Origin of the sequence: Bradyrhizobium sp. CCBAU 11361, from assembly GCF_028128935.1 — a bacterium.
GTDB lineage: Bacteria > Pseudomonadota > Alphaproteobacteria > Rhizobiales > Xanthobacteraceae > Bradyrhizobium > Bradyrhizobium niftali.
Genome location: NZ_LBJZ01000018.1, coordinates 73,135 through 99,089, shown reverse-complemented (window position 1 = coordinate 99,089; position 25,955 = coordinate 73,135). Strand labels below are relative to the sequence as shown.

The window sequence follows — 25,955 nt, the reverse complement described above, 5'->3', positions numbered from 1 at the left end:
CGTTCTGACGCCGTGGCGGATGCCGTTACCGCAATTCCAAACCGCGGAATTCCTCTTCCGTCATTCCGGGGCGGGCCGAATGGCGCGAGCCCGGAATCCATCGGACCTCAGCACGCGTGGCGAAATGGATTCCGGGTTCGCGCTTCGCGCGCCCCGGAATGACGACGAGAAATCACCCAATCAAATCCGGATTGATCAGCCGCTCGAACGAGAACATCCCGTCCCACTTCTCCTGCGTCAGCAGCTTGCGCTCGACCACCACGATCTGGTGCAGCGACTTGCCGCTCTTGTAGCCCTCGCGCGCGATCTCGGCGCATTGCTTGTAGCCGAGCAGCGGCTTCAGCACCGTAACGATACCGAGAGAATTCAGCACCATGTTGCGGGTGTGGTCCTCGTTGGCGGTGATGCCGACGATGCAGTTCTCGCGCAGGCTGTTGACCGCGCGCTCCATGGTGCGGATCGAGAAGAACAGCGCGAACGAGATCACCGGCTCCATCACGTTGAGCTGGAGCTGGCCGGCGGAAGCGGCGAGCGTCACCGTGGTGTCGAGCCCGATGACGAGGAAGCTGGTCTGGTTAACGACCTCGGGGATCACGGGATTGACCTTGCCCGGCATGATCGAGGAGCCCGGCTGAAGCTGCGGCAGGTTGATCTCGTTGAAGCCGGCGCGCGGGCCCGAAGCCAGCAACCGGATGTCGTTGCAGATCTTGGTGAGCTTGCTCGCGGTGCGCTTGAGCACGCCGGAGAGCTGCACATAGGCGCCGGTGTCCGAGGTCGCCTCGACGAGGTCGCCGGCGAGAATGAAGTCGACGCCGGTCAGCGCGCTCAGATGCCGGACGGCGAGCTTGGGATAACCCTGCGCAGCGGTGACGGAGGTGCCGATCGCGGTTGCGCCGAGATTGATCTCGCGCAGCAGCGCCCGCGCCTCGGAGATACGATCGACCTCCTCGCCCATGGTGGTGCCCCAGCCGCGGAATTCGGCGCCGAGCGACATCGGCACGGCGTCCTGAAGATGCGTACGGCCCATCTTCAGCACGCGATCGAACTCCCTGCCCTTGGCGAAGAACGCCTCCTGGAGCTGGCGCAGCGCCGTCATGTAGCTCTCGAGCCGCAGGATCAGCGCCAGCCGAAAGGCGGTCGGATAGGTGTCGTTGGTCGACTGGCCGTAGTTCACATGATCGTTCGGGCTGACGTGCTGGTAGTCGCCCTTCTTGAAGCCCAGCGATTCCAGCGCGAGGTTGGCGATCACCTCGTTGGCGTTCATGTTGGTCGAGGTGCCGGCGCCGCCCTGGATGAAGTCGGTGACGAACTGATCCATCATGTCACCGGCGATCACGCGGTCGCAGCCGAGAATGATCGCATCGGCCACCTTGGCGTCGATCGCGCCGAGATCGCGATTGGCCATCGCCGCGGCCTTCTTCACGTAACCCAGCGCCTTCACGAAATAAGGCTCCTGGTTCATCGGAATGCCGGTGATGTGGAAGTTCTCCTTCCCGCGGATGGTCTGGACGCCGTAGTAAATGTCGTCGGCGATCTCACGCTGTCCGAGGAAATCCTGCTCCGTACGGCTCATGGGCGCTCCTGGTTGCTCGCGCGCGGCGACGTCACGTCAGTTCTGGCACAGCGCGCTGGTCACGAAAGTATCGGTGCGGCAGTCGTCCGGTTTGCGTTGCCTGCCCGGGATGAGCACCTTGGCCGAGCATTTCTCGGCGGAGTCGGCGTTGAGGCTCTTGCCTTCCTTGTAGCCCCTGCCCTGGCAGAGCTGGTCGGCGGCCTGCTTGCAATCCGGCGCGCCGTTCGACGAGACCGGACAGGCCACGCGCCCCGAGACCATGGTCGAGGGTTTGGCCAGCCGCGACAGGTCGTTCATGGTCTCGCCAGGGCTTTTGATCGGCGGCAGGATCGAGGGCAGCTTGTCGAACAGCTTGCCCATTTCGTTGATCAGCCCGGGATTTTCCTCGCGCGCCGGCGGGGCAGGCGTTGACGGCGGCGGCGCAGCCTGCGGCCCCTGCTCCTGGAGGCCGAGCGATGGCGGCGCGGATTGCGGCCATCCAGTCCCGCCAGCACCCAGCAGGAGCAGCAGCACTGCTGAAGTCAGCGTCCCGAACCGCACGGCCGGATTGCCGGATCGAACCATCATGACGGCAACCGTAGCCGAAGCCGGCGCAGCGGCAAAGTACTGCGGCTCTAGATCAGCTTGACCGCCACCACGAAGCCCAGCACCAGCACCGCGGCGCCGATCGCCACCCACAGACCGAGATGCTTCTCGATCCGGACCCGGATCCAGTCGCCATAGCGGTTGAGCAGGATGGCGACGATGAAGAAGCGGCCGCCGCGGGCCACGATCGAGCACAGGATGAACAGGACGAGATTATAGCCGGCAAAGCCCGAGGTGATGGTGACGAGCTTGTAGGGGATCGGCGTCAGCCCCTTGAGCAGGATGATCACCGCCCCCCATTCGGCATAGGAGGCGCGGAAGGCCTCGACCTTGTCGCCGAGGCCATAGACCTGGATCAGCCAGTGACCGACCGAGTCGAACAGCAGTGCCCCGATGGCGTAGCCGAGAAGGCCGCCGAGCACCGAGGTCGCGGTGCAGATCGCCGCGTAGACCCAGGCGCGCTGCGGGCGCGCCAGTGACATCGGGATCAGCATCACATCCGGCGGGACCGGAAAGAAGGAACTTTCTGCAAAAGCCACGGCTCCCATGATCCAGAGCGCATAGGGCTTGTGGGCGGCGTCGATGCACCAGTCGTAGATACGTTTCAGCATGGCGCCGCGATGAAGCACCATGGGACGGATTTGTCCATGCTGAGATTGAGGCGAATTGTGACGGTTCTAGTGGCGCTTGCGTGCCGAACGGCCCTCGAGCGCGACAATTGGCCGCCGCGCGGCGACGCGCGGTGACGCAACTTTGGGCAGCTTCATCGTCGACTTCGGCAGCTTCTCGGCGATGCCGAGCATGTCTTCCCGCCGCGTCATCTCGCGCCAGACGTCCTCGGGGCGCACGCCGGCCGAAGCCCAGAGCACGGTGAGATTGTAGAGCAGGTCGGCGCTTTCCCGGACCACGGCATCGGTGTCGCCATTGACGGCATCGATGACGACTTCAATGGCCTCTTCGGCCAGTTTCTTCGCCATTTTGGAGGGGCCACGCTGAAACAGCCGGGCGGTGCGCGATGTTGCCGGATCAAGGTCCCTGGCCGCGAGCACAGCCAGATATAGCCGCTCAAGCGAATCACTCATGGTACTCAAAACTACTCTAAACCAATGGCGAGCGAGTTAACGCCCGGCAATAAAAGCAAAAAACAGGCCGGCGCGGCAAATGCGACGGCCTGTTCTTCGATGACGCATGACCGGTTACCGGTCGGTTAATAGCAGCCGTAGCCGGAATAACCGTGGGCGCAGACCTTGGTGTAGCCGCCATAGCGCTCCTGGTAGCCCGAGCCGTAGTAATAGGGACCATAGCCGGGGCCGCTGTAGTAGACCGGGCCGCTCTCGTAATAGTAACCCGGGCCCTGATCATAGGCGTAGGCATCGCGGCTGGCTGCGATCGCGAGGCCGGTCGCGGCCAGGCCGAACATCGCAGCAGCAGCAGCGGCGCCACCGCCACCATGATGCCAGTGACGACCGCCCGCGTAAGAGGCGGTGGGCGCAACGGCAGTCAGAGCCACCACGGCCGCAGTGGCAAGAACGACCTTGCGGCCGGCGAATTTCGAAAAGCTGTCAAACATCTCCTGGACCCTCCTTGGGACCTCGAATGGCGCCTGCAGACAGGCTCATGTCTTTCAAACACCCACGTCCCATGTTGGGTTCCCCAATCCCAACACAAGCTGAACGGGGTTGCGTGATCATGACGCAACCTCCGCTCATCCACCGTTCATATTGGCGCGCGCACGCTCAGCCCGGGCCGGCGCTGCGAGCGTCACGAAACCACAACAATGCGGGACCGGCGCAACCGATGTCAGGATTCAAGACGACCACTTTTCGCTGCCTGCTGGCGCTATCGATCTCGCTTGCGGCACTGACCGCACGCGACGTCACGGCGGCCGAGACCGCCGCGCCCTCCGTCGCGATCCACTTCACCTTCGACCGCCCGATCGATGCGAGCATGGCGCCGTTCTTTCTCGCCGCGAAGGACGGCAATTTCGGCGCCGAGCATCTCAACGTCTCCTTCAACACCTCGCCCGGATCGCCGGAGACTCTCGCGCGCGTCGCCAGGGGCGACAGTGAGCTCGCGCTGGTCGACATCAACGAGCTGATCCGATTTCGCGACAAGGACGATGCGGCGCCGATCAAGGCGGTGTTCGTGATGTTCAACCGTGCGCCCTACGCGATCGTCGCGCGCAGGAGCCGCGGCATCCACCTGTTGCCCGATCTCGACGGCAAGACCGTCGGCGTCGCCGACAGCGATCTGTCGATGCGGCTGTGGCCGGCGCTGGCGCAGCAGAACGGCATCAACACGTCGCGCGTGAAATTCCACAAGATAAGTGCCGCGGTGCGCGAGCCGATCCTGTCCGCGGGGCAAGTCGATGCCGTCGCCGGCTTCAGCTATCTCTCGGCGGTGAACCTGCGCGACCGCGGCGTGCCCGGCGACGATCTCGTCGTGCTGCGTTACGCCGACTATGGCTGCGAAGCCTATGGCTTTGCCGTGGTGGCCAACCCCGCTTTCGCCGCGGCGAAGCCGGACGCGCTGAAGGGATTTGTTCGCGCCTTGATCGCCGGTATCAACGCGACAGTCAGAGAGCCCGCCCGTGCGGCGGCCGAGGCCACAAGCCGCATCGACGACGGCGATCACGACCTCGAACTGGAGCGCCTGCGCACCGTGCTCGTCGACAACATCCTGACCGACGAGGTCAGGCGCAACGGCCTCGGCGGCATCGACCCGGCGCGGCTGGACCGCTCGATCGACCAGATCGCCCTGAACTTCAAATTCCGCAAGCGGCCGGCCGCGGGCGACATCTTCGACGACCGGTTCCTGCCGCCGGTCGCGGGGCGGCTGATCAATTGAGCAAAACCGATAGCTTCCGCTGTATCTCGCGGGCGATCCCTGCTTAGAATACGGGCCCCGCTATCCGCCCGAGTTGCCGGTCCGCATGTCCATCTTCAGCCTTTACACCCGCGTTCTCGAGCTGCTCGGCAAGGAGGCGCGGCTGGGCTGGCTGCTGGCGTTTGCCAATCTCCTGCTCGCTGCCTCGCAATTCGCCGAGCCCGTCCTGTTCGGCCGCATCGTCGACGTGCTCTCCGGCAAGTCGGTCGCCGGTTCGAACTCGGCATGGCCGTTCCTGCTGGCCTGGGTCGCGTTCGGGCTGTTCACCATCGCATGCAGCGCGCTCGTTGCGCTGCAAGCCGACCGGCTGTCCCACCGCCAGCGCCAGGCGGTGCTGACCGACTATTTCGAGCACATCCTGCAACTGCCCCTGACCTTCCACTCCGGCACCCATTCGGGCCGGCTGATGAAGGTGATGCTCAACGGCACCGACGCGCTGTGGCGGCTGTGGCTCGGCTTCTTCCGCGAGCACTTTGCCGCGATCCTCTCGGTCGTGGTGCTGCTGCCGCTGTCGCTCTATCTGAACTGGCGGCTCGCGATCCTGTTGTTCGTGCTCTGCGTCGTCTTCACGGCGCTGACGACTTTCGTGGTGCGCAAGACCTTCGGCATGCAGATGGAGGTCGAGGAGCACTACAGCGAGCTCTCGGCGCGCGCTTCCGATGCGCTCGGCAACGTCGCACTGGTGCAGAGTTTCGTCCGCGTCGAATCCGAGGTGAAGGGACTGCGCTCCGTCGCCGACGAGCTGCTGGCCGCACAGATGCCGGTGCTGTCCTGGTGGGCGCTCGTCACCGTCATCACGCGCGCCTCCACCACCATCACGGTGCTCGCGATCTTCTCGCTCGGCATCGCCCTGCACGACCAGGGGCTGACCTCGGTCGGCGAGATCGTGATGTTCGTGAGCTTTGCCACGCTCTTGATCCAGAAGCTCGAGCAGGTCGTGAGCTTCATCAACAACGTGTTCATGGAAGCGCCGCGCCTGCGCGAGTTCTTTGGCGTGCTCGATGCCGTGCCGGCGGTCCACGACCGTCCCGACGCGATCGATGCGGGACGCCTGTCCGGCCTCGTCGAGTTCAACGACGTCACCTTCTCCTATGACGGCAAGCGGCCGGCGGTCGAGGATCTCTCCTTCACCGCACTGCCCGGCCAGACCATCGCGCTGGTCGGCCCGACCGGCGCCGGCAAGTCCACCGCGATTGCGCTCTTGCATCGCGCCTTCGATCCGCAATCCGGCTTCATCAGGATCGACGGCATGGACGTGCGCGGCGTCACGCTGACCTCGCTGCGGCGGAACATCGGCGTCGTGTTCCAGGAGGCGCTCCTGTTCAACCGCTCGATCGCGGAGAATTTGCGCGTCGGCAAGCCGGACGCGACCGAAGCCGAGATGCGCAAGGCGGCCGAGCGCGCGCAGGCGCTCGAATTCATCGAGCGCAGCGGCGGGTTCGAGACCAATGCCGGCGAGCGCGGCCGCATGCTCTCCGGCGGCGAGCGGCAGCGGCTGTCGATCGCGCGTGCGCTGCTGAAGGACCCGCCGATCCTGATCCTGGACGAGGCGACCAGCGCGCTCGACGCCATCACCGAGGCCAAGGTGAACGCCGCTCTCGACGAAGTGATGAGGGGCCGCACCACCTTCGTGATCGCCCACCGCCTCTCCACCATCCGCAACGCAACACGGATCCTGGTGTTCGAGAACGGGCGCGTGATCGAAAGCGGAACTTTCGATGAACTCGTGGCCAAAGGCGGCCATTTTGCCGAGCTCGCCAGGGCCCAGTTCATGGTGCAGGAACAATCACAAGCCAATGCACGGGCCAGCGTGACGGCGGCCGAGACTATTGCGACTGCGGCCAAATCCCCATAGCAAGTCCCCGCAGGACCGCCGAAATTCGGCCTATTTCATTGCGGAATACCGCGCCGAAACCCCTATTCTCGACGCAAGAGCCGGTATAGGTTTGCGACGCCGCAAGCGGCGGCGCCGGAATTCAAAACCCGAAACTCAGATCACGAGAACCGTCCGGAACCGGCGGATCTCCAAGGACCGGAATCGGATAGTGCACGCCTTTCGCCCGCTGCTTCGCAAATCCCTGTTCAACCTGTTCGCCGCGGCCCTCGCATGCGCCGCGCTGCTCACGCCACGCGCGGCAAGCGCCGAAGCGCTGCTGCTGATCGAAGCGGACAGCGGCAAGGTGTTGCAGGCAGATAACGCGACCATTCCCTGGTATCCGGCCTCCGTCACCAAGATCATGACCGCCTATGTCACGTTGAAGGCGGTGAAGGACGGCAGGCTCACGCTCGACACGCTGCTCACGGTGTCGCCGACGGCGGCCTCGCAGTCGCCGTCGAAAATGGGGTTCCGTCCGGGAACGCAGCTCACCGTCGACAACGCGCTGAAGATGATGATGGTCAAGTCGGCGAACGACATGGCCGTGGTGCTCGCCGAAGGCGTCGGCGGTTCGGTCGACGGCTTCTCCGCGATGATGAACGACACCGCCAGGAAGCTCGGCATGACGCAGACGAGCTACGTCAATCCGAACGGCCTGCCCGCCGATGGTCAGATCACGTCTGCGCGGGATCTCGGCATTCTCGCGCGCTCGTTCCTGCGCGACCTGCCGGAATACGAATACTTCGTGCACATCCCGGCCATCCGCTTCGGCAAGCGCGTCACGGGGAATTTCAACAAGCTGATCGGCCGCTATCCCGGCGCGGACGGCTTCAAGACCGGCTTCATCTGCGCTTCGGGCTACAACCTCGTCGCCTCGGCCACGCGCAACGGCCGCCGGCTGATCGCCGTCGTGCTCGGCGCCAATTCCGGAACGGCGCGCGCGGTGAAGGCGGCGCAGCTGCTGGAGCGCGGCTTCAGCCAGGACAATCTGTCGTGGCTGCGTCCCTCGCTCGGCACCGTCGAAAACCTCGTGCCGGTCGACGCATCGCCGCCGAACCTGCGCGACGACATGTGCGGCGGCCATCGCAAGCGGCCGGCGAGCGACGACGACGATGCGCTGATCGCGGCCAATGGCGGCGCGACCGGATCGGGCTCCGCCACCGGCGGCGAGGCCCAGGTGACCTTCTTCACCGCCGGGCTTCAGCCGCCCCTGATGAAGGCTTCCGAGCTGATGGCCTCGGCGCCGGCGGCGGCCGAGCCCGTGCTGGTCTATACCGGCCCGACCCGCACCGGCACCGCCCTGATCGCTGCGGTCGCAGCCGATGCCGACCAGCAGGCCACGCCAAAGGCGCGTGGCAAGAAGTCGCGCGTCGCCAAGAAACCCGACGCAGCCGACAAGCCGGCCGATAAGTCGAAGGACACCAAGACGGCGGCAGCGAAGCCGGGCGCCAAGGGTGATGCGAAGGGTGACGTAAAGGCTGACACCAAGACCGCAGCCAAGCCCGCCGGGACCAAGCATGCCGCGGCGAAGCCCGCCGAGAAGCCCGCAGCAAGTGGCGATCAGGCGGCGAAGCCCGCCAAGCCCAAGGCCGCGACCAAGCCTCCGGCCAAGCCGGCCAACAACAGTTAACGCCCCTCGGAATTGAACCGCAGCCGCACTTCGCACCTGCGGCAGCGCGGCTTGCGACGATTCCGGTAGCCACTTTCCGACCTTTGCCCTAAGCCACGACGGCTTGCCACCCGGTCCGGCAGGCTCGATACTGGCGGTAATGAGGCAAGCCCGAGATACAACGGGCTCTGGTGTAGGAGAGGGGAGTTTCCATGGAGCGCATCTGGCTTAAGCAATATCCGCCCGGCGTGCCCGCCGATATCGAGCCGACACAATACGCATCGCTGGTCGACCTTCTGGAGGAGAGCTTCACCAAGTTCGCCGACCGCAAGGCGTTCATCTGCATGGACAAGTCGATCAGCTACCGCGACCTCGACCAGATGTCGGTTGCGCTGGCGGCCTATCTGCAAGGCCGCGGGCTCCAGCGCGGCGCCCGCGTCGCCATCATGATGCCGAACGTGCTGCAATATCCGGTCGCCACCGCCGCGGTGCTGCGGGCCGGCTTTGCGGTCGTCAACGTCAATCCGCTCTACACGCCGCGCGAGCTCGAGCATCAGCTCAAGGATTCCGGCGCCGAAGCCATCATCGTGCTGGAGAATTTCGCCCACACCGTCGAGCAGGTGATCGCGAAGACATCGGTGAAGCACGTCATCGTCGCCAGCATGGGCGACCTGCTCGGCTTCAAGGGCGTCATCGTCAACCTCGTCGTCCGCCGCGTCAAGAAAATGGTCCCGGCCTGGTCGTTGCCGGGCGCCGTGTCCTTCAACGACGCGCTCTCGGCCGGCCGCGGCTTGACGTTCAACAAGCCGAAGCTGTCGCCCGGCGACGTCGCCTTCCTGCAATATACCGGCGGCACCACCGGCGTCTCCAAGGGCGCGACGCTGCTCCACCGCAACATCGTCGCCAACGTCCTGCAGAACGATGCCTGGCTCCAGCCGGCGCTGGCGCAGCCGCCGCAGATCGACCAGCTCCTGATCGTCTGCGCGCTGCCGCTCTATCACATCTTCGCGCTGACGGCCTGCTACCTGCTCGCGGTGCGCGCCGGCGGCTGCAATCTCCTGATCCCCAACCCGCGCGACATCGCGGGCTTCGTCAAGGAGCTGGCGAAGTACCAGGTCAACAGCTTCCCGGCCGTGAACACGCTCTACAACGGCCTGATGCACCATCCCGACTTCAAGAAGCTCGACTTCTCCAAGCTGAAGATCTCCAACGGCGGCGGCATGGCCGTGCAGCGGCCCGTGGCCGAGCAGTGGAAGGCGGTGACCGGCTGCTTCATCGCCGAAGGCTATGGCCTGTCGGAGACATCGCCGACGCTGACCTGCAATCCGGCGACCACGAACGATTTCTCCGGCTCGATCGGCATCCCCGTGCCCTCGACCTATATTTCCATCCGCGACGACGACGGCAACGAAGTGCCGCTCGGCCAGGCGGGCGAGATCTGCGCCAAGGGCCCGCAGGTGATGTCGGGTTACTGGAACAGGCCGGAAGAGACCGCCAAGGTGATGACCGCGGACGGCTATTTCCGCACCGGCGACATCGGCGTGATGGACGAGAAGGGCTACACCAAGATCGTCGACCGCAAGAAGGACATGATCCTGGTCTCCGGCTTCAACGTCTATCCGAACGAGATCGAGGAAGTGATCGCGAGCCATCCGGGCGTGCTCGAATGCGCCGTGATCGGCATCCCCGATTCCAAGTCGGGCGAAGCGGTGAAGGCCTTCGTGGTAAAGAAGGACCAGAACCTCACCGCCGAGGCCTTGATCAAGTTCTGTCAGGAGCAGCTCACCGGCTACAAGGTGCCCAAGCACATCGAATTCCGCACCGACCTGCCGAAGACCAATGTCGGCAAGATCCTGCGTCGGCAGCTCCGCGACGAAAAGAAGGCGGAGGCGGCGTAAGGCTGCCGTTGAGCCATGACTGACGTCGGCGACATCGAGCCGGCCGGCATTCTCGCCTTCTGGCGCGAGGCCGGCCGTGAGCGCTGGTACAAGCACAGCGAGGCTTTCGACGCGGAGGTCAGGCGGCGCTTTTTCGCCCTCTGGCAGAAGGCGGCCGCCGGCGAACTGGCGTCATGGGAGGCAAGCGACGACGGTACGCTCGCGCTCGTCATCGTGCTCGATCAGTTTCCCCGCAACATGTTTCGTGGCGATCCCAGGACGTTCTCCAGCGATGCGCTGGCGCGCGAAATTGCCCGCCGCGCCATCGATCGGGGCGCGGATCGCAGGATCGATCCTGCCCTGCTCGAATTCCTCTACATGCCCTTCATGCATTCCGAGCACCTGCCCGACCAGCTGCACTGCATTGCGCTGTTTCAGGACGCCGACAATGCCGAGAACCTGAAATACGCGCGGGAGCACGCCGACATCATCCGCCGGTTCGGCCGCTTCCCCCACCGCAACCGGGTCCTCGGACGCCCGACCACCGAGGAAGAGCAGGCCTTCCTCGACAATGGCGGCTTTTCCGGCTGATGACATCAAGGTGAAGGGCGGCAACCTTCGCCGCTTTCCCTGCCGGCAATATTGTGCAGGCCCGCCGCACGGTCTAGAAAGCGGGATCGATTTTCAGGGAGACTGACGATGGCGATCCAGACTGGCGACAAGCTGCCCGAGGCGAAATTCCGCGTGATGACGGCGGAAGGCCCGCAGGTGAAGACCACCGACGATATCTTCAAGGGCAAGAAGGTGGCGCTGTTCGCGGTGCCCGGCGCCTACACCGGCACCTGCCACAAGATGCATCTGCCGAGCATCTTCCTCAACGCGTATGCCATGAAGGACAAGGGCGTTGACACCATCGCCATCGTCTCCGTCAACGACGCCTTCGTGATGAACGCCTGGAAGCGCGACACCGACCAGCGCGACGAGGCGATCTTCCTCGCCGACGGCAACGCCGAGTTCGCCAAGGCGATCGGCATGGAGCTGGACGCCTCCGCCAACGGCCTCGGCATTCGCTCCAAGCGCTATTCGATGCTGGTCGAGGACGGCGTGGTCAAGAAGCTGAACCTCGAAGCGATGCCCGGCAAGGTCGAGGTGTCCGGCGGCGATACGCTGCTCGGGCAGCTGTAAGGCAGCCCCCGCTTTCAGCCACATCTGACGCTGTCATGCCCCGCGAAAGCGGGGCATCCAGTATTCCAGAGGCGTCGAGATTTATCACAGCCGCGGCGGCGTACTGGATCGCCCGCCTTCGCGGGCGATGACAGTTGAGAGCGGAGCGACGACGTCGACGCCGCTACTCCGCCACCCTCTGCTGCAACCTCGCCTTCACGATCCCGTCCCGCGCCAGCTGATCCGCGCGCTCGTTCTCGGGATGGCCGGCGTGGCCCTTGACCCAGTGCCAGCGGACCTGATGCGCCTTCAGCGCGGCGTCGAGACGCTGCCATAGCTCGACATTCTTGACCGGCTTCTTGTCGGCGGTGCGCCAGCCGTTGCGCTTCCAGCCGTGGATCCAGCCGGTGATGCCCTGCCGGACATACTGGCTGTCGGTGTAGAGATCGACGGTGCACGGCTTCTTCAGCGCTTCGAGCGCGGAGATCGCCGCCATCAGCTCCATCTGGTTGTTGGTGGTGTGACGCTCGCCGCCGTTCAGCTCCTTCTCCTTGTCGCCGAACTTCAGGATCGCGCCCCAGCCGCCGGGCCCGGGATTTCCCGAGCAGGCGCCGTCGGTATAGATCGTGACAACGGGAAGCTCGCTCACGCGACCAGTCCTGACGGCATCAGCCCGTAGTCGCGCACGCTCGTGACGCTCTGGTGGAAGCGCAGCTTGCGGACATATTCCAGCGGATCCTTCGGCCGCACCAGCGCACCGGGCGGCACGTTGAGCCAGTCGACCAGCCGCGTCAGCAGGAAACGGATCGCGGCGCCGCGCCCCAGCAGCGGCAGCGCGGCCTCTTCCGCCTCCGAGAGCTTGCGCACGCGGCCATAGGCATTGAGGAAGGCGCGCGCCTTGGTGACGTTGAAGGAGTGATCCGGCTCGAAGCACCAGGCGTTGAGGCAGATCGCGACGTCATAGGCCAGCATGTCGTTGCAGGCGAAGGTGAAGTCGATGATCCCCGAGAGTTTGTCGCCGAGGAAGAAGACGTTGTCGTTGAAGAGGTCGGCGTGGATCACGCCCTCGGGCAGATTGGTCGGCCAGACCCCGCTCGCGAGATAGTCGAGCTCGGTCGCGAGAAACGCGCGCAAGTCCGGCTGCACCTCGTCGGCGCGGCTTGCGGCCGCATCGAACAACGGCCGCCAGCCCGCGACCGAGAGCGCGTTCGCGCGCTTGATCGCGAAATTGGCGCCGGCCAGATGCATCCTGGCCAGTCCCTCGCCGACGCCGGCGCAATGGGCCGCGTTCGGCTTGCGCGGCCAGACGCCTTCGAGAAAGGTGATGATCGCGGCGGGACGGCCCGACAGCTCGCGCAGCGCCTCGCCGTCTCGTCCCTTCACCGGCAGCGGACAATTGACGCCGTGCTCGGCGAGATGCGTCATCAGCGCGAGGAAGAACGGCAGATCGTTCTTCGCCACACGCTTCTCGTAGAGCGTGAGGATGAACGATCCCTTGGTGGTGTGCAGCAGAAAGTTGGAATTCTCGACGCCCTCGGCGATGCCCTTGTAGGAGAGCAATTCGCCGAGATCGTATTGGCTCAGGAAATCCGCAAGCTCGTCGGCGGCGACGTCGGTGTAGACCGCCATAGAGGTCTACTCGGCGGCGGCTTCGGGGCGCACCTGGCGCGGCAGCGGGAAGAACTCGTTCTCTTCCGCGGCCGAGACCGTCTCCACATGCAGCGTGAAGCGCTCGGCGAACGCATCCATGATCTCCTCGACGATCACTTCCGGCGCCGAGGCGCCCGCGGTGATGCCGAGGCTGGTGATGTTTTCGAACCGCTTCCAGTCGAGGTCGGCGGCGCGCTGCGCCAGCACCGCGATCGGGCAGCCCTCACGCTCGGCGACCTCGCGCAGGCGCTGCGAGTTCGACGAGTTCGGCGCGCCGACCACGATCAGGGCGTCCACCACCGGCGCCACCTTCTTCACCGCAAGCTGGCGGTTGGTGGTGGCGTAGCAGATGTCTTCCTTGTGCGGCCCGTTGATGTTCGGGAAACGCTCCTTGAGCAGCGCGACGATCTCCGCGGTGTCGTCGATCGACAGCGTGGTCTGGGTCACGAAGGCGAGGTTGTTGGGGTCCTTCGGGGTGATGGTCTTGGCGTCCTCGGCGGTCTCGATCAGGGTGACGGCGCCGACGGGGAGCTGGCCGAGCGTGCCGACCACCTCGGGGTGGTGGGAATGGCCGATCAGGAAGATCTCGCGGCCGCGCTTGAAGTGGATCGCGGCCTCGCGGTGGACCTTGGTCACCAGCGGGCAGGTCGCGTCCAGCGAGAACAAATTGCGGGACTGGGCGTCGGCGGGAACCGATTTCGGCACGCCATGGGCCGAGAACACCACCGGCGCGGAGGTGTTTTCCGGGATTTCGGCCAGCTCCTCGACGAAGATGGCGCCCTTCTTCTTCAACCCGTCGACGACGTATTTATTATGCACAATCTCATGGCGAACATAGACGGGGGCACCGTATTTATCGAGCGCCCGTTCCACGGTGTCGATCGCCCGGACCACCCCGGCGCAGAAGCCGCGGGGAGAACAAAGCACGATCTTGAGGTCTGGTTTTGCTGACATTGAGCGATCTCGGGACCGAATCACCTCGCCAAATGGGGCGGGAAGCGGTCGATGGATGAATAGGGCTTGGGTACGGGCTTACGGCGACTTCAGAGGGAATTGGGCCCCCTTTCGGGCGCTGTCAAGGCACTATCTATAGCAGAACCATTGCGTGGCTACCCCCTCCGGGCTTATATAGCGCGAATTCCCAGTCATCGCTGATGACCACCGGCTTCGCCTCCAGAGGGGTGGGCGAAGCACAAAGGAGATTTGCCATGAGCAACGCACCTCTGATGCCCAAGGCGACCGCCGTCTGGCTGCTCGACAACACCGCGCTGACCTTCGACCAGGTCGCCGATTTCACCAAGATGCATCCCCTCGAGGTGCGCGCGATCGCCGACGGCGACGCGGCCCAGGGCATCAAGGGCATGGATCCCCTCTCCAACGGCCAGCTCACCCGCGAGGAGATCGAGAAGGGCGAGAAGAACCCGGATTACCGCCTCCGCCTCCAGGAGAGCAAGGTCGTGCTGCCGCCGCAGCCCAAGCGCAAGGGCCCGCGCTACACCCCGGTCTCGCGCCGCCACGAGCGCCCGAGCGCCATCCTCTGGCTGCTGCGCAACCACGCAGAGCTCAAGGACGCCCAGATCATGCGCCTGGTCGGCACCACCAAGAGCACGATCGCGAGCGTGCGCGACCGCACCCACTGGAACACCTCCTCGCTGACCCCGATCGATCCGGTCACCCTCGGCCTCTGCTCGCAGATCGAGCTCGATTTCGAGGTGGCCCGCGCGGCCAAGGAAAAGCCGATCGACGCGGCCTATGGCGGCGCGACCCTGCTGCCGGCCTCGGAGACCACCAAGAAGGACGAGTTCGAGCCGGCCGAGCGATCGAGCGACGACCTCAACGTCGACGCCGTGTTCGCCAAGCTGAAGACCCTCGGCGGCAAGAAGCAGGACGACGGGGAGGAGTAATTCTCCGTCCTCCCATTTACCATCGAACTGGATTTGAACGCGGCGGGCCTCCCCGCCGCGTTTTTGTTTGAGCGCGCGGGAGCATGTCGAAACCTGCCTGGCAGATTCGCGGAGGCCGAGGCGAGAGGCTGCATGGTCTCAGCAGCCGGCCGGCGAGGCGTAGGTGGCCGCCGTCGGGAACGATGCGTCTGATGTCGCATTGTTCCCGCGCGGAGGAACAAAGATGCAAGTCAACGAAGAACGCTTTGCCTTGATGCTTGGTCACGCGGCGTTGTCGGTCTGGGGTGAGATGCCCCGGGACATTCAGGAATCGCTGTTCGAGATCGCCGTACAAGGACACCCCGAGGATCGCGACCCGCTCGCGAAGCTCCTGCACGATCGGCATCCCCGCACCGTGCATTCGGACTGACGGAATGCAGGATTGGTCGAGCGGACCTTTGCGGCGCCGGGGCCCCCGCCCGGCGCCGCGACGGCGGCATCAGAACTTGTAGGTGACGCCGGCGCCGACCAGCCAGGGGTCGATATGCGCGGTGCCGGTGACGGGCAGGCCGCTGACGGTCGCGCTGTAATCCGGTCGCAGCCAGAGCTTCTTGACGTCGACGTTGAGACCCCAGTGCCGGTCGAGCATGTAGTCGAAGCCGAACTGCACGGCGCCGCCGAAGGCGTTGCTGACGTGCAGGCTCGTGGTGGTGGCGACGATCGCGGGCGGGCCGACGATGGCGGCCGGCGCATTGGCGGCGGAATTGTTGAAGAACACGGTGTAGTTCACGCCGGCGCCGATATACGGCTTGAACGCACCGAAATTGTCGAAGTGATATTGCAGCGTCAGCGTCGGCGGCAGCAGCGTCGTCTTGCCGATCGGCAAATTCGCGAGCGAGCCGGTGCCGCTGATCGAATGCCTGGTCACACCGAGGATCAGCTCGGCCGCGATGTTCCTGGTGAAGAAATAGCTGATGTCGAGCTCGGGCACGACCTGGTCGCTGATCGAGAGGCCGGAATTCGGCGACGACAGTGACGGCACGCCCGCGACGTTGACAGTCGAGCCGCCGGCATCGGGCAACACGCCGAGCACGCGCAGGCGCACCATCCAGGGATTGAAGCCTTCTACCTGTGGCGGCGCCTTCTTGTAGACCGGCAGGTCCGCGGCCTGCACCGATGCAAAAGTCCCCGCGAGCATCGCGCCGACCGTCGCGATCCGCGCCAAGTTTCTTGTCGTTCTCTGCATTTCAATCCCCTTCAGCCGTCTCTCGCGCTTCGTTGCGCGACGTCAGCGTCAGAGCAGAAAGGGGATGGTGAAGGATTTGACGCCGATCAAATCAGGCGAAACGCGGCACGATTTGTGTCGCGGCGTTGCAGATGTGTCACGAGCAATGCGAGTGAACGACGCAGGATAGTGCCACGCCCGATCTCACGGCCGCTCGGGATGGTTCAGCATGTACTCGCCGAGATCGCGCTGGCGGCGGTCGGCGCGGGCGGTAGCGGCGCTGCGCTGGACGTCACGGTCCTTGCGGCAGGCCACATATTCCGGCGAGCCCGCCGCATAACCGCGGCTCTGGCACACTGCGTCGTCATCGTCGCCCCCCATCGCCACCGGCGTCTGGTAGCGCGCCGAGCAGGCGGAGAGTGCGATGGCCAGCAGGGAGATGGCCCCGTACTGCGCGAGCTTGGCTGACATTGGTCGATCCTGTCTCATTCGTCATTGCCGGGCTTGACCCGGCAATCCATCGAAATCAAGGCAATTGCTTGCTCATTGATGGATGCCCGGGTCAAGCCCGGGCATGACGACCGGAGGGCAAAGTCACACCCTCCCCTTCAACGCCTCCCCGATCTCGTCCAGCACCTTGGGGTCCTCGATCGTCGCGGGCATGGTCCAGGACTCGCCGTCGGCAATCTTCTTGATGGTGCCGCGCAAGATCTTGCCGGAGCGCGTCTTGGGCAGGCGACCGACGGTGATGGCGAGCTTGAAGGCAGCGACGGGGCCGAGCTTGTCGCGCACCAGCGCGATGATCTCCTTCTCGATCTCGCCAGGTGCGCGCTTCACGCCCGCCTTGAGCACCAGGAAGCCGCAGGGCACCTCGCCCTTGATCGCGTCCTTGACGCCGAGCACGGCGCATTCGGCGACGTCGGGATGCGAGGCCAGGATCTCCTCCATGCCGCCGGTGGACAGACGATGGCCGGCGACATTGATGATGTCGTCGGTGCGCCCCATCACCCAGACATAGCCGTCCTCGTCCTTGTAGCCGGCATCCGAGGTTTTGTAATAGCCGGGAAACTCGCTGAGGTAGGCTTCCTTGAAGCGCGAATCCTGATTCCACAGCGTCGGCAGGCAGCCCGGCGGCATCGGCAGCTTGATGACGATCGAGCCCATCTTGTTGGGACCGACGGGCTTGGCCGCTTCATCGACCACGTCGACCTGGTAGCCCGGCATCGGCACTGTCGGTGAGCCGTGCTTCACCGGCAGCATGCCGAGGCCGACCGGATTACCGGCGATGCACCAGCCGGTCTCGGTCTGCCACCAATGGTCGATGACAGGCACCTTCAGCTGCTGCTCCGCCCATTCCACCGTCGGCGGATCGGCACGCTCGCCGGCGAGGAACAGGGTGCGGAATGTCGAGAGGTCGTATTGCCGGATGAACTTTCCATCCGGATCCTCCTTACGGATGGCGCGGAACGCGGTCGGCGCGGTGAACAGCGCCACCGCCTTGTGCTCGGAGATGACGCGCCAGAATGCGCCGGCATCGGGCGTGCCGACCGGCTTGCCCTCGTACATGATCGAGGTCGCGCCATGCAGCAGCGGGCCGTAGACGATGTAACTGTGGCCGACCACCCAGCCGATGTCGGAGCCGCACCACCAGACCTCGCCCGGCTTGACGCCATAGAGGTTGAACATCGACCACTTCACCGCGACCAGATGGCCGCCATTGTCGCGCACCACGCCCTTGGGAATGCCCGTGGTGCCCGAGGTGTAGAGAATGTAGAGCGGATCGGTCGCGGCGACCGGCACGCAAGGCGCCTTCTTGCCGTCGTTGATCGCCTTGCGGCGCAGGCTCGCCCAATCGTAGTCGCGGCCCGGCGCCAGGTCACAGGTGAGCTGCGGACGCTGCAGCACGATGCAGGCCTTCGGCTTGCTGCCAGCGAGCCTGATCGCCTCGTCGAGCAGCGGCTTGTACTGCACGATGCGGCCGGGCTCGATGCCGCAGCTCGCCGACAGGATCAGCTTCGGCTGCGCATCGTCGATGCGGGTGGCGAGCTCCTTCGCGGCAAAGCCGCCGAACACCACCGAGTGCACCGCGCCGATGCGCGCGCAGGCGAGCATCGCGACCACCGCCTCCGGCACCATCGGCATGTAAAGGATGACGCGGTCACCCTTGGCGACGCCGAAATCCTGCATGATGGCGCCGAGCGCCTGCACCTCGTTCAGCAGCTCGGCATAGGTGAGCCTGGTGATCGAGCTCGTCAGCGGCGAATCATGGATCAGCGCGACCTGGTCGGCGCGGCCGCGTTCGACATGGCGGTCGAGCGCGTTGTAGCAGGTGTTGACCACGCCGCCGGTGAACCAGCGGCCGTAGGTTCCTTGCGAGGCATCGAAGATCGTCTTCGGCGGCTCGATCCAGTCGATCTCCTTGGCCGCCTCGGCCCAGAAGCCCTGGGGATCAGCCAGCGAGCGTGCATGGACCTCGTGATAGAGACTCGTTCCCTTGACGTTCATGCCCGCGCTCCCGTTCCCTTTATTCGCCTGGCCTTGACCTGACCGACAGGACGAGCGTCCCGCCATGACAGGGATCAAGTGCCGGCGTTGTTTGAGAGGTATTTTCCCGGGAATGGGCCGCGGTTCAAGCTGAAAAGGATGGGCCTTTCGGGACGGAGGGAAGAAAGGCCATCGAGGCAAGCTGGAGCCACAACAAAGGTGAGCCCTCTCCCCCCTTGCGGGGGAGAGCGGGAGAGAGGGGTGGCCACGAACTCAGTCTAGAGTTTGTGGCCACCCCTCTCCCTAACCCTCCCCCGCAAGGGGGGAGGGAACGCAGTGTGCGCGTAGAGGCTTCTCAGCTCTCCATCGCGTTCAGCCGCTGCAACCGTTCCTGCATGATCTTCCTCAGATCGTAGCCCGGACGGCGGAAGCTGGCATCACGGGTGGCGAGGAAATCGCGCTGGGTACGGCGCAGATCGCCGGCCGAACGCCTGCTCGCGGATTTCAGCACGCGCTCGTAGGTCTCGGCGATCTGGCGGTCGAGCACGCCGAGCTGCGGATCGGCGCAGATCACCTTCTCGACCTCGCGCTTTGCGGTCGCGCAATCGAACGAGGGACCGTTGCCGGAATTCGCCGCGAGCGGACGCCGCGGCTCATCGCCGAACTTCGCGATCTCCGCGATCATGCTGCGCCGGCCGCTGGCCGCGTTGTCGTTGCCGGGGTCGAGCTTCAGCGCGGTCTCGTAATCGGCCAGCGCCTTCCTGCGCTCGCCCATCTTCTTGTAGAGCACGGCGCGGTTGTTGTAGGTCTGCGCGAAATTCGGATCGAGCTTCAGCGCAGCCTCGTAGTCGCTCAACGCCGCTCCGAGCTCGCCCTTGAGCTGATAGGAATCGCCTCGGTTGGTGAAGAAGTTCGGCTTCGGCGCCAGCCGCAACGCCTGGTCGTAATCCGCGATCGCCTTGTCGTACTCACCCATTGCGGCCAGCACCAGGCCGCGATTGTCGTAATATTCGGGGACCTTCGGATCGAGCCTGATCGCCTCGCCGTCGTCGGCGACCGACTTGTCGAGCTGGCCGAGCTTCTTGTAGGCCGCGCCGCGATTGGTGTAGGTGCGCGGCCGGTTCGGATCGAGCCGCAACGCCTCGCTGAGATCGCGGATCGCCTTCTCGTTGTCGCCGCCGAGATAATAGGTCACACCGCGGTCGGACCAGGCCTGCGCGTCATCCGGCTTCAGCTTGATCGCCTGGTCGTAATCGGCGAGCGCGCGGTCGAGCCGGCGCTGATTGGTGTAGACGACGCCGCGCAGCTCGTAAGATTCCGCATCCTGCGGATCGAGCTCGATCGCCTTGGTCAGATCGGCCGCGGCGCGATTGAGGTCGCCGCCGGCCTCGCGCAGCAGGTCGCCGCGCAGGCGCCATGCCTTTGCATTCTTGCCGTCCAGCGCGATGGCGCGGTCTATATCCCGCAGCGCCTGCGTGAGGCCGCCGGAGGTTCGCGCATTGGCGTCGGCGCGCACCAGCAGCGCGGCGGCGCGGTCGGACGATGAATTCGAGGTCTGGTCGATGATGGCGCTGCACGCCGTGATCAGTTCGGCGGGAGCGGTCTTGCTGCCCATCACGCAATCGATACCGGCCGAGGCCGGAGCGATGAGGGCAAGGCTTATGGCCGCGCCGAGGAAGAAGGCGCGAGGCGAGATTTTGGCAAACGAGGGCATCTGCGCGGAAGAATGCATGCCGCACATGGCATAGGGCTCCGTGACGTCGGGTTCTCACCGTTGTCGCGGCCATGCAGCAACCGGTTCAAGCGGTGAGGTCGCCCGCGGTTCCAAGGCCGGTCGGCGCAGGCAGAGTCACGGGATCCATCGCACCGTATCGGAGCGCAGCGAAATCTCCGGTCTCTACCTGTGAGCGAGTTCACAGACCTGTATGATTAATGAGATGTACTGTGCGCGGACCATTTCCGACCAGCCTCGAGACGTCGTGCTGAAACCAGTATCAGCATATTCCGAAATACTACTTAAAATAGTTGATTTCCCCAATTACATGCGGAGGAAACGATGCGATATGCGATGCCAATCTTCCGACTGCGTTACAATTCCATCTGGCTCGGCGCCGCCATGCTCGTGGGAACGACCCTTGCCACAACGGCGCAATACATTCCCAATCGTCCGACCGATCCGAACCAGCGGCAGGTGGTTCTCGTTCATCAGGACACTTCCGATTGTTCAGGCCGCGATGTCCCCAATACCGATTCACCGTCGGTCAGGGGCACGATCTGGGCAACGCGGCTGTTCGACGGCAACACCAGCGTGAAGGTGGCAATGACCGCCAAGCCCAACACGGTCTATCACGTCTCGCTCAAATGCGTTCGCCAGATCGGCGACATCAAGACCGATGACGAGGGCGTCGGCAACTTGTCGCTCGTGTTTCCGACCGATCTGGTCGGTGCGGAGTACTCGTTCGAACTGGCGCCGGATGTCGCCTCGGCGGGAAGCCGCTACCAGAGCGCGCAGATTTCATTCAGATAGCCGGCCCCTCGCAAGGGCGAGCCTGCAACCATTCCGTATTCCCGCGTGGCAGAGCCATTGCCAATCGCCACATCATTTCGGAGAGCACCATGAACAGGATTGCACTGTCGCACACCATTGCCGCAACATTTCTGCTGCTCGCGCTGCCGGCCACGTCCGCTCACGCCCAGGCCTCGCGGACCTGGGTGTCGGGGGTCGGCGACGATGTCAATCCCTGCAGCCGCACCGCGCCATGCAAGACCTTCGCCGGCGCGATTTCCAAGACCGCCCTCAACGGAGAGATCAACTGCCTCGATCCCGGCGGCTTCGGCTCAGTGACCATTGTCAAGTCGATCACCATCGACTGCCATGAGATTTTCGGGTCGGTCCTCTTCAGCGGCACCAACGGCATCAACATTCCGTTCAACAGCTTCGCAGCGACAGATACGAGAAAGACCGTCCGGCTGCGCAACCTCAATTTGAACGGCGTCGACACCGGCCTTGTCGGGATCAGGATCAGCGGCGGCTCCACCATCACCGGCGGCGTGGTCATCATCGAAGACACCCTCATCGACGGCGTTTTCGCCGGTTCGGCGTCCGGCATCCTGGATGATCGCACCGGCGGCGGCGAATTGTATGTTTCCAATACCACCGTCCGAAATACCGGCACCTTCGGCATCGCCTACAATCCCGGAGCCGCCGGGCAGCGCCTCGACATCGCACTCGACAATGTGCGCGTTCAGAATTCGGCCAATATCGGCATTCTCATCGGCAACAACGGCCGTGCCATGATCAACCGGGCGGTGGTTACGGGCAACGCCCAGATCGGTGTCGGCGCGTCGGGCAGCGCGGCGGCGTCTGAAATAAACCTCAGCAACAGCGTGGTCAGCAACAACGGTCTCGGCGTAGGCAACCTCAACGGAACGGTCACCGCCCGCCTCTCGAACAACGATATTTCCTTCAACGCCACCGCGTTCAGCGGCGTCACCCAGTCGCATTTCAACAACCGGATTCAAGGTAACAGTGCGCTTGGTCCGGCTCCGACGCCGATCGGCTCGACCTCCAACCCCACCGGTCTGCAGTAGACGCCGACAGCGGATGGTTTTGCGGAACGGCAAGAGCATGATCAGTCCGATCATGCTCTTGATCCCTGTTTGACGCGTTTCCTCATGCGAAGCGGTATCCACTTCGCTCGAAAACGCTCTAGTAGCCGTCCACCCCGTTCAGCCGCTGCAACCGCTCCTGCATCGCTTTTTTGAGATCATAGCCCGGCCGGCCATACCCAGCATTGCGGCGGGCGATGAACTCGTCCTGCTCGCGCTGAAGCGCCTTGGCTTCCGCGGGATTGCGCGCCTCCCGGATCACGCGGGCATTCGACCCAAAAATCTCCCGATCCAGATCGGCGAGCTCGCGGTTGGCGCAGATCGCCTTCTCGACCGCCCGGGCCGCACTTCTGCAATTGAAGCTGGGCTTGCCCGCGACCGCCATCTGCGCGCCGATCCGCTCGAGCTCGCGCGCCATCGCCTTGTGATTGGCCTTGGCCTTCTCGTGGTTCGGATCGATCTTCAGCGCGGCGCCGAAATCCTGCACTGCCTTGGGCTTGTCGCCTTTCTTCAGCCACAGCTCGCCCCGCGCGTTGAAGACATCCGCGAGCGTGGGATCGAGCAAGAGAGCACGGCTGTCGTCGGCAATCGCGCGGTCGACCTGATCATGCCGCGCGTAAAGCGCGGCGCGCGCCACGAGCGCCTTGATCAGGTCCCCCTTCGCCGTCTTCTCATTGTCGATCACCTCGGCGCAGACGGAATTGGCCTTGTCCAGGTCGTCGCCGGCGGCGGCCATGAGGCACGGCGCGATGTCGACCTGCGTGACGACAGCCGGCTCGCCGCCGGTCGCCGCCAGAGCCACGCCGAGCGGGAGCGCGCAGAGCAATACCGCACCTGACAATTGAATGAGAAGAGAGCGCATGGTCCTTGCAGTCGGAAAGGCTTGCCTTGAGGCCGTACTATCCATCATACGGCCGGATTGGTGCTAGCTTGTGGCGCCGCTCAAATCGCTTTCGGGGATTGTCGTGTCGACATTCGAATGGATCATCGCGCTGCTGCTCGGCGCTGTTGGCTTATCGGCGCTGGCACGGCGGATCAAGGTCCCCTACCCGACCTTTCTCGCCATCGGCGGCGCGCTGATCGCCTTCGTGCCGTCGAGCCCGACCTGGACGCTGGAGCCGGACCTGGCATTGGCGCTTTTTGTCGCACCGGTGCTGCTGGACGCGGCCTTCGACACCTCGCTGCGGGATCTGCGCAACAACTGGGTTCCAGTCTCGACCCTCGTGGTGGCCGCGGTTGGCCTGACTACGGTAGGCGTCGCCTACGTCGCGCACCGGCTGATGCCTGACATGCCCTGGGCCGCCGCGATCGCGCTCGGCGCCATCGTGGCACCGCCGGATGCCGCGGCGGCGGTCGCGATCCTGAGCCAGGTCAAGCTGCCGCACCGCATGGTGAAGGTGCTGGAGGGTGAGAGCCTGCTCAACGACGCGACCTCGCTGCTGATCTATCGGATCGCCGTCGGCGCGGTCGTCATGCAGCATCTGAAATGGAGCGAGGTCGCGCCGACGATCGCGCTGGCGCTGGTCGGCAGCGTCCTCGCCGGTCTGTTGGCGGGGCGCATCATACCGCTGTTCCTCCAACGCGTGAAGGAAGCGCCCAGCGCGATCATCCTGCAGTTCGCCACCACCTTCATGGTCTGGATCGCCGCCGAGCATCTCGGCCTCTCCGGCATCCTCACCATCGTCGTCTACGCCATCACCATGGCGCGCACGGCGGGGGCGCACATGCCGGCACGGCTGCGGGTGCCGTCCTATGCGGTGTGGGAGACGATGGTGTTCGTGCTCAACGTGCTCGCCTTCATGCTGATCGGCATGCAGATGCGGCCGATCTGGACGCGGCTCGACGCGGACGTGCGCTGGGAATATTGCGTGGCGGCAGCCTGGATCCTGCTCACGGTGGTCCTGGTGCGGCTGCTCTGGGTGACGTTCTACCGCACGACATTGCGCGCGCTGATTGCCCACGGACTCTATCATCCCAAGGATCCGAAGCAGGTGGCCTCGCCGAAGGGCGGCCTCATCATCTCCTGGTGCGGCATGCGCGGCCTCGTCACGCTCGCGACCGCCTTCGCCCTGCCGGAAAACTTTCCCTATCGCGACTTCATCGTGTTCATCGCCTTTGCCGTCGTGCTGGGATCGCTCGTCATCCAGGGCCTGACGCTGCGGCCGTTGATCCTGGCCTTCGGCCTCACGGACGACGATCCCGTCGGCACCGAGGTCGCGCGCGGCCGCACCGTGGCCTATCGCGCGGCCCTCGATGCGATCGAAAGCGATCCGTCGGAGGAGGCGGAGATCCTGAGGCTCGAATATCGCGCCATCCTGATGCAGGCGGATCACGATCCGAACGGCGGAATCGCCAATGGCGAATTGCCCGCCGATCCGCTGCGCCGCCGCGCCATCGAAGCCGCGCGCAAATCCATCTTCGACCTGCGCGCCACCGAGGTGATCGGCGACGACGCCTTTCACCGCCTCGAGGAGGAGCTCGATCGCGCCGAATTGAGCGCGGGAGGATGATGTGTCGATCAAACCACAAACTCGGTGTCGTCCCGGCGAAGGCCGGGACCCATAACCCCGACTTTCAGTTGTTGAGAGAACCTGGAGCCATCAGCGCGCGAATTTCCACATCTTGTGGTTATGGGTCCCGCCCCCCCGTGCGCAATTGCGCACTCGGCCGGGACGACACTGGAGGGTGAACGGCTGGCGTTGAACCCAATGCCGTCGTCGTAGACACATTCCAGATGACGACCCTGACCGACGACCGTCGTGTCCGCGCGCGTGATGCGTCGCCCGCACGATATTTTTATCTCCACATGGCCCTGGCCTGCGCGGCGACCGCTTTTCTCGGCTTCGCGCCGACCTATTGGGTGCCGCTCGCCCGCGGCGCGTTTTCCACAAGCCCGGTGATTCATTTTCACGGCCTCCTGTTCTTCACCTGGTCTCTCTATTTCGTGATCCAGACCTGGCTCGCGGCCTCAGGCCGCGTGGTCAATCACCGCGCGATCGGCATCGTCGGCGTTTCGCTCGCGACCGCGATGACGATCTTCGGCTTCCTCGCCTCCGTGCACGTGATGCAGCACGCCGCGGCGCTCGGGCAGAAAGAGGCCGGCATCGGCTTCTCGATCGTGCCGATGAGCGGCATCGCGTTCTTCGCGGTGGTGTTCGTGCTCGGCATCGTGAACACGCGCAGGCCGGAAGTTCACAAGCGCCTGATGCTGCTCGCCGCGGTCTCGATCCTCGACGCCGCGATCGCACGCTGGTTTCTGACCTTCCTCGCTCCTCCAGGACCGCCCGGCCCGCCCCCGGTGCCCGTCACGATCGCCCCGGCCGTGGTCGCTTCGCTCCTGCTCGTCGTCGCCATGGTGCGCGACTGGCGCACCGAGGGCCGCGTGCATCCGGTCTACATCACCGGCACGCTCGCGCTGCTGGCGGTGAAGGTACTGAACTGGCCGATCAGCGAGACTGCCGCATGGCATTCTTTCGCCGGCGGGATTCTGGCGCTGGCTCAGTGAGCAATGCTCCGCTGTCGTCCCGGACAAGC

The 25,955-nt window shown here is 64.7% G+C and carries 25 protein-coding genes; 12 read left to right on the top strand and 13 right to left on the bottom strand.

Features of this window, described 5'->3' with window-relative positions:
- Nucleotides 1-172: 172 nt before the first annotated feature.
- The 5 genes from XI08_RS06495 to XI08_RS06475 all read right to left on the bottom strand — a co-directional run bounded on the left by XI08_RS06495 (nucleotide 173) and on the right by XI08_RS06475 (nucleotide 3,728).
- Nucleotides 173-1,573 carry an aspartate ammonia-lyase gene (locus XI08_RS06495; RefSeq protein WP_271573816.1) on the bottom strand — a complete coding sequence of 467 codons (1,401 nt, stop codon included), beginning with the start codon at nucleotides 1,571-1,573 and terminating at the stop codon, nucleotides 173-175.
- Nucleotides 1,574-1,609: 36 nt separating this feature from the next.
- Nucleotides 1,610-2,140 (bottom strand): hypothetical protein, encoded by a 531-nt coding sequence (locus XI08_RS06490; RefSeq protein WP_271573815.1) that lies wholly within the window; start codon nucleotides 2,138-2,140, stop codon nucleotides 1,610-1,612.
- A 47-nt stretch (nucleotides 2,141-2,187) separates the two neighbouring features.
- A complete protein-coding gene (locus XI08_RS06485) occupies nucleotides 2,188-2,790 on the bottom strand; it encodes a YqaA family protein (RefSeq protein ID WP_198033822.1) in 603 nt (200 codons plus the stop codon).
- A gap of 45 nt (nucleotides 2,791-2,835) precedes the next feature.
- Nucleotides 2,836-3,240 (bottom strand): phosphoribosyl-ATP diphosphatase, encoded by a 405-nt coding sequence (gene hisE, locus XI08_RS06480; RefSeq protein ID WP_025575743.1) that lies wholly within the window; start codon nucleotides 3,238-3,240, stop codon nucleotides 2,836-2,838.
- Between the two features lie 125 nt (nucleotides 3,241-3,365).
- On the bottom strand, nucleotides 3,366-3,728 hold the full coding sequence (locus XI08_RS06475) for a hypothetical protein (RefSeq protein ID WP_271573814.1): 363 nt from the start codon (nucleotides 3,726-3,728) through the stop codon (nucleotides 3,366-3,368).
- A gap of 227 nt (nucleotides 3,729-3,955) precedes the next feature.
- On the opposite strand from XI08_RS06475, the gene XI08_RS06470 reads away from it, so the two are divergent.
- The 6 genes from XI08_RS06470 to XI08_RS06445 all read left to right on the top strand — a co-directional run bounded on the left by XI08_RS06470 (nucleotide 3,956) and on the right by XI08_RS06445 (nucleotide 11,591).
- Nucleotides 3,956-5,005, top strand: a complete 1,050-nt coding sequence (locus XI08_RS06470; RefSeq protein ID WP_271573813.1) for an ABC transporter substrate-binding protein — start codon at nucleotides 3,956-3,958, stop codon at nucleotides 5,003-5,005.
- An 85-nt stretch (nucleotides 5,006-5,090) separates the two neighbouring features.
- Nucleotides 5,091-6,899, top strand: coding sequence for a glucan ABC transporter ATP-binding protein/ permease (locus XI08_RS06465; RefSeq protein ID WP_271573812.1), 1,809 nt, complete (start codon nucleotides 5,091-5,093; stop codon nucleotides 6,897-6,899).
- A gap of 190 nt (nucleotides 6,900-7,089) precedes the next feature.
- Nucleotides 7,090-8,550, top strand: coding sequence for a D-alanyl-D-alanine carboxypeptidase family protein (locus XI08_RS06460; protein ID WP_271573811.1), 1,461 nt, complete (start codon nucleotides 7,090-7,092; stop codon nucleotides 8,548-8,550).
- Nucleotides 8,551-8,741: 191 nt separating this feature from the next.
- Nucleotides 8,742-10,427 (top strand): long-chain fatty acid--CoA ligase, encoded by a 1,686-nt coding sequence (locus XI08_RS06455; RefSeq protein ID WP_027546978.1) that lies wholly within the window; start codon nucleotides 8,742-8,744, stop codon nucleotides 10,425-10,427.
- 15 nt (nucleotides 10,428-10,442) lie between these two features.
- Nucleotides 10,443-10,997 (top strand): DUF924 family protein, encoded by a 555-nt coding sequence (locus XI08_RS06450; RefSeq protein WP_271573810.1) that lies wholly within the window; start codon nucleotides 10,443-10,445, stop codon nucleotides 10,995-10,997.
- A gap of 108 nt (nucleotides 10,998-11,105) precedes the next feature.
- Nucleotides 11,106-11,591, top strand: a complete 486-nt coding sequence (locus XI08_RS06445; protein WP_008543132.1) for a peroxiredoxin — start codon at nucleotides 11,106-11,108, stop codon at nucleotides 11,589-11,591.
- A gap of 163 nt (nucleotides 11,592-11,754) precedes the next feature.
- Here the strand turns inward: XI08_RS06445 and rnhA are convergent, their stop codons facing one another.
- From rnhA to ispH, 3 genes are read right to left on the bottom strand one after another with little or no spacing between them, the layout of a single operon-like run.
- Nucleotides 11,755-12,219: a ribonuclease HI gene (gene rnhA / locus XI08_RS06440; RefSeq protein ID WP_011084134.1), complete on the bottom strand. Its 465-nt coding sequence runs from the start codon at nucleotides 12,217-12,219 to the stop codon at nucleotides 11,755-11,757.
- Complete coding sequence (locus tag XI08_RS06435; RefSeq protein WP_271573809.1) at nucleotides 12,216-13,199, bottom strand: homoserine kinase; 984 nt, start codon at nucleotides 13,197-13,199, stop codon at nucleotides 12,216-12,218. Before XI08_RS06435 ends, rnhA begins: the two co-directional genes overlap by 4 nt.
- A 6-nt stretch (nucleotides 13,200-13,205) precedes the next feature.
- Nucleotides 13,206-14,174, bottom strand: coding sequence for a 4-hydroxy-3-methylbut-2-enyl diphosphate reductase (gene ispH, locus XI08_RS06430; RefSeq protein WP_027546981.1), 969 nt, complete (start codon nucleotides 14,172-14,174; stop codon nucleotides 13,206-13,208).
- 254 nt (nucleotides 14,175-14,428) lie between these two features.
- Between ispH and XI08_RS06425 the strand changes: the two genes are divergently transcribed.
- On the top strand, nucleotides 14,429-15,124 hold the full coding sequence (locus XI08_RS06425; protein ID WP_027546982.1) for a DUF1013 domain-containing protein: 696 nt from the start codon (nucleotides 14,429-14,431) through the stop codon (nucleotides 15,122-15,124).
- Between the two features lie 223 nt (nucleotides 15,125-15,347).
- Nucleotides 15,348-15,533, top strand: coding sequence for a hypothetical protein (locus XI08_RS06420; RefSeq protein ID WP_027546983.1), 186 nt, complete (start codon nucleotides 15,348-15,350; stop codon nucleotides 15,531-15,533).
- Nucleotides 15,534-15,602: 69 nt separating this feature from the next.
- Here the strand turns inward: XI08_RS06420 and XI08_RS06415 are convergent, their stop codons facing one another.
- From XI08_RS06415 to XI08_RS06400, 4 genes are all read right to left on the bottom strand, one after another.
- Nucleotides 15,603-16,349: an OmpW/AlkL family protein gene (locus XI08_RS06415; RefSeq protein ID WP_271573808.1), complete on the bottom strand. Its 747-nt coding sequence runs from the start codon at nucleotides 16,347-16,349 to the stop codon at nucleotides 15,603-15,605.
- A gap of 183 nt (nucleotides 16,350-16,532) precedes the next feature.
- Nucleotides 16,533-16,799, bottom strand: coding sequence for a hypothetical protein (locus tag XI08_RS06410; protein WP_027546985.1), 267 nt, complete (start codon nucleotides 16,797-16,799; stop codon nucleotides 16,533-16,535).
- Nucleotides 16,800-16,922: 123 nt separating this feature from the next.
- Nucleotides 16,923-18,833 carry a propionyl-CoA synthetase gene (locus XI08_RS06405; protein ID WP_271573807.1) on the bottom strand — a complete coding sequence of 637 codons (1,911 nt, stop codon included), beginning with the start codon at nucleotides 18,831-18,833 and terminating at the stop codon, nucleotides 16,923-16,925.
- Nucleotides 18,834-19,167: 334 nt separating this feature from the next.
- Nucleotides 19,168-20,553, bottom strand: coding sequence for a tetratricopeptide repeat protein (locus XI08_RS06400; RefSeq protein WP_271573806.1), 1,386 nt, complete (start codon nucleotides 20,551-20,553; stop codon nucleotides 19,168-19,170).
- A 327-nt stretch (nucleotides 20,554-20,880) separates the two neighbouring features.
- Between XI08_RS06400 and XI08_RS06395 the strand changes: the two genes are divergently transcribed.
- Nucleotides 20,881-21,339: a hypothetical protein gene (locus tag XI08_RS06395; RefSeq protein WP_156936998.1), complete on the top strand. Its 459-nt coding sequence runs from the start codon at nucleotides 20,881-20,883 to the stop codon at nucleotides 21,337-21,339.
- Nucleotides 21,340-21,524: 185 nt separating this feature from the next.
- Nucleotides 21,525-22,403 carry a right-handed parallel beta-helix repeat-containing protein gene (locus XI08_RS06390; protein ID WP_271573805.1) on the top strand — a complete coding sequence of 293 codons (879 nt, stop codon included), beginning with the start codon at nucleotides 21,525-21,527 and terminating at the stop codon, nucleotides 22,401-22,403.
- 118 nt (nucleotides 22,404-22,521) lie between these two features.
- Here the strand turns inward: XI08_RS06390 and XI08_RS06385 are convergent, their stop codons facing one another.
- Nucleotides 22,522-23,283 (bottom strand): tetratricopeptide repeat protein, encoded by a 762-nt coding sequence (locus XI08_RS06385; protein ID WP_271573804.1) that lies wholly within the window; start codon nucleotides 23,281-23,283, stop codon nucleotides 22,522-22,524.
- A gap of 70 nt (nucleotides 23,284-23,353) precedes the next feature.
- Between XI08_RS06385 and XI08_RS06380 the strand changes: the two genes are divergently transcribed.
- The gene (locus XI08_RS06380; protein WP_271573803.1) at nucleotides 23,354-24,931 is read left to right on the top strand and encodes a cation:proton antiporter; all 1,578 of its coding nucleotides are present in this window, start codon (nucleotides 23,354-23,356) and stop codon (nucleotides 24,929-24,931) included.
- A gap of 224 nt (nucleotides 24,932-25,155) precedes the next feature.
- Nucleotides 25,156-25,926 (top strand): hypothetical protein, encoded by a 771-nt coding sequence (locus tag XI08_RS06375; RefSeq protein ID WP_271573802.1) that lies wholly within the window; start codon nucleotides 25,156-25,158, stop codon nucleotides 25,924-25,926.
- Nucleotides 25,927-25,955 lie beyond the last annotated feature (29 nt).

Coding starts and splice junctions, on each gene's coding strand:
- XI08_RS06495 (WP_271573816.1), bottom strand. CDS start 1,573: ATGAGCCGTACGGAGCAGGATTTCCTCGGACAGCGTGAGATCGCCGAC.
- XI08_RS06490 (WP_271573815.1), bottom strand. CDS start 2,140: ATGATGGTTCGATCCGGCAATCCGGCCGTGCGGTTCGGGACGCTGACT.
- XI08_RS06485 (WP_198033822.1), bottom strand. CDS start 2,790: ATGGTGCTTCATCGCGGCGCCATGCTGAAACGTATCTACGACTGGTGC.
- hisE (WP_025575743.1), bottom strand. CDS start 3,240: ATGAGTGATTCGCTTGAGCGGCTATATCTGGCTGTGCTCGCGGCCAGG.
- XI08_RS06475 (WP_271573814.1), bottom strand. CDS start 3,728: ATGTTTGACAGCTTTTCGAAATTCGCCGGCCGCAAGGTCGTTCTTGCC.
- XI08_RS06470 (WP_271573813.1), top strand. CDS start 3,956: ATGTCAGGATTCAAGACGACCACTTTTCGCTGCCTGCTGGCGCTATCG.
- XI08_RS06465 (WP_271573812.1), top strand. CDS start 5,091: ATGTCCATCTTCAGCCTTTACACCCGCGTTCTCGAGCTGCTCGGCAAG.
- XI08_RS06455 (WP_027546978.1), top strand. CDS start 8,742: ATGGAGCGCATCTGGCTTAAGCAATATCCGCCCGGCGTGCCCGCCGAT.
- XI08_RS06450 (WP_271573810.1), top strand. CDS start 10,443: ATGACTGACGTCGGCGACATCGAGCCGGCCGGCATTCTCGCCTTCTGG.
- XI08_RS06445 (WP_008543132.1), top strand. CDS start 11,106: ATGGCGATCCAGACTGGCGACAAGCTGCCCGAGGCGAAATTCCGCGTG.
- XI08_RS06435 (WP_271573809.1), bottom strand. CDS start 13,199: ATGGCGGTCTACACCGACGTCGCCGCCGACGAGCTTGCGGATTTCCTG.
- ispH (WP_027546981.1), bottom strand. CDS start 14,174: ATGTCAGCAAAACCAGACCTCAAGATCGTGCTTTGTTCTCCCCGCGGC.
- XI08_RS06425 (WP_027546982.1), top strand. CDS start 14,429: ATGAGCAACGCACCTCTGATGCCCAAGGCGACCGCCGTCTGGCTGCTC.
- XI08_RS06420 (WP_027546983.1), top strand. CDS start 15,348: ATGCAAGTCAACGAAGAACGCTTTGCCTTGATGCTTGGTCACGCGGCG.
- XI08_RS06415 (WP_271573808.1), bottom strand. CDS start 16,349: ATGCAGAGAACGACAAGAAACTTGGCGCGGATCGCGACGGTCGGCGCG.
- XI08_RS06410 (WP_027546985.1), bottom strand. CDS start 16,799: ATGTCAGCCAAGCTCGCGCAGTACGGGGCCATCTCCCTGCTGGCCATC.
- XI08_RS06405 (WP_271573807.1), bottom strand. CDS start 18,833: ATGAACGTCAAGGGAACGAGTCTCTATCACGAGGTCCATGCACGCTCG.
- XI08_RS06400 (WP_271573806.1), bottom strand. CDS start 20,553: ATGTGCGGCATGCATTCTTCCGCGCAGATGCCCTCGTTTGCCAAAATC.
- XI08_RS06395 (WP_156936998.1), top strand. CDS start 20,881: ATGCCAATCTTCCGACTGCGTTACAATTCCATCTGGCTCGGCGCCGCC.
- XI08_RS06385 (WP_271573804.1), bottom strand. CDS start 23,283: ATGCGCTCTCTTCTCATTCAATTGTCAGGTGCGGTATTGCTCTGCGCG.
- XI08_RS06375 (WP_271573802.1), top strand. CDS start 25,156: ATGACGACCCTGACCGACGACCGTCGTGTCCGCGCGCGTGATGCGTCG.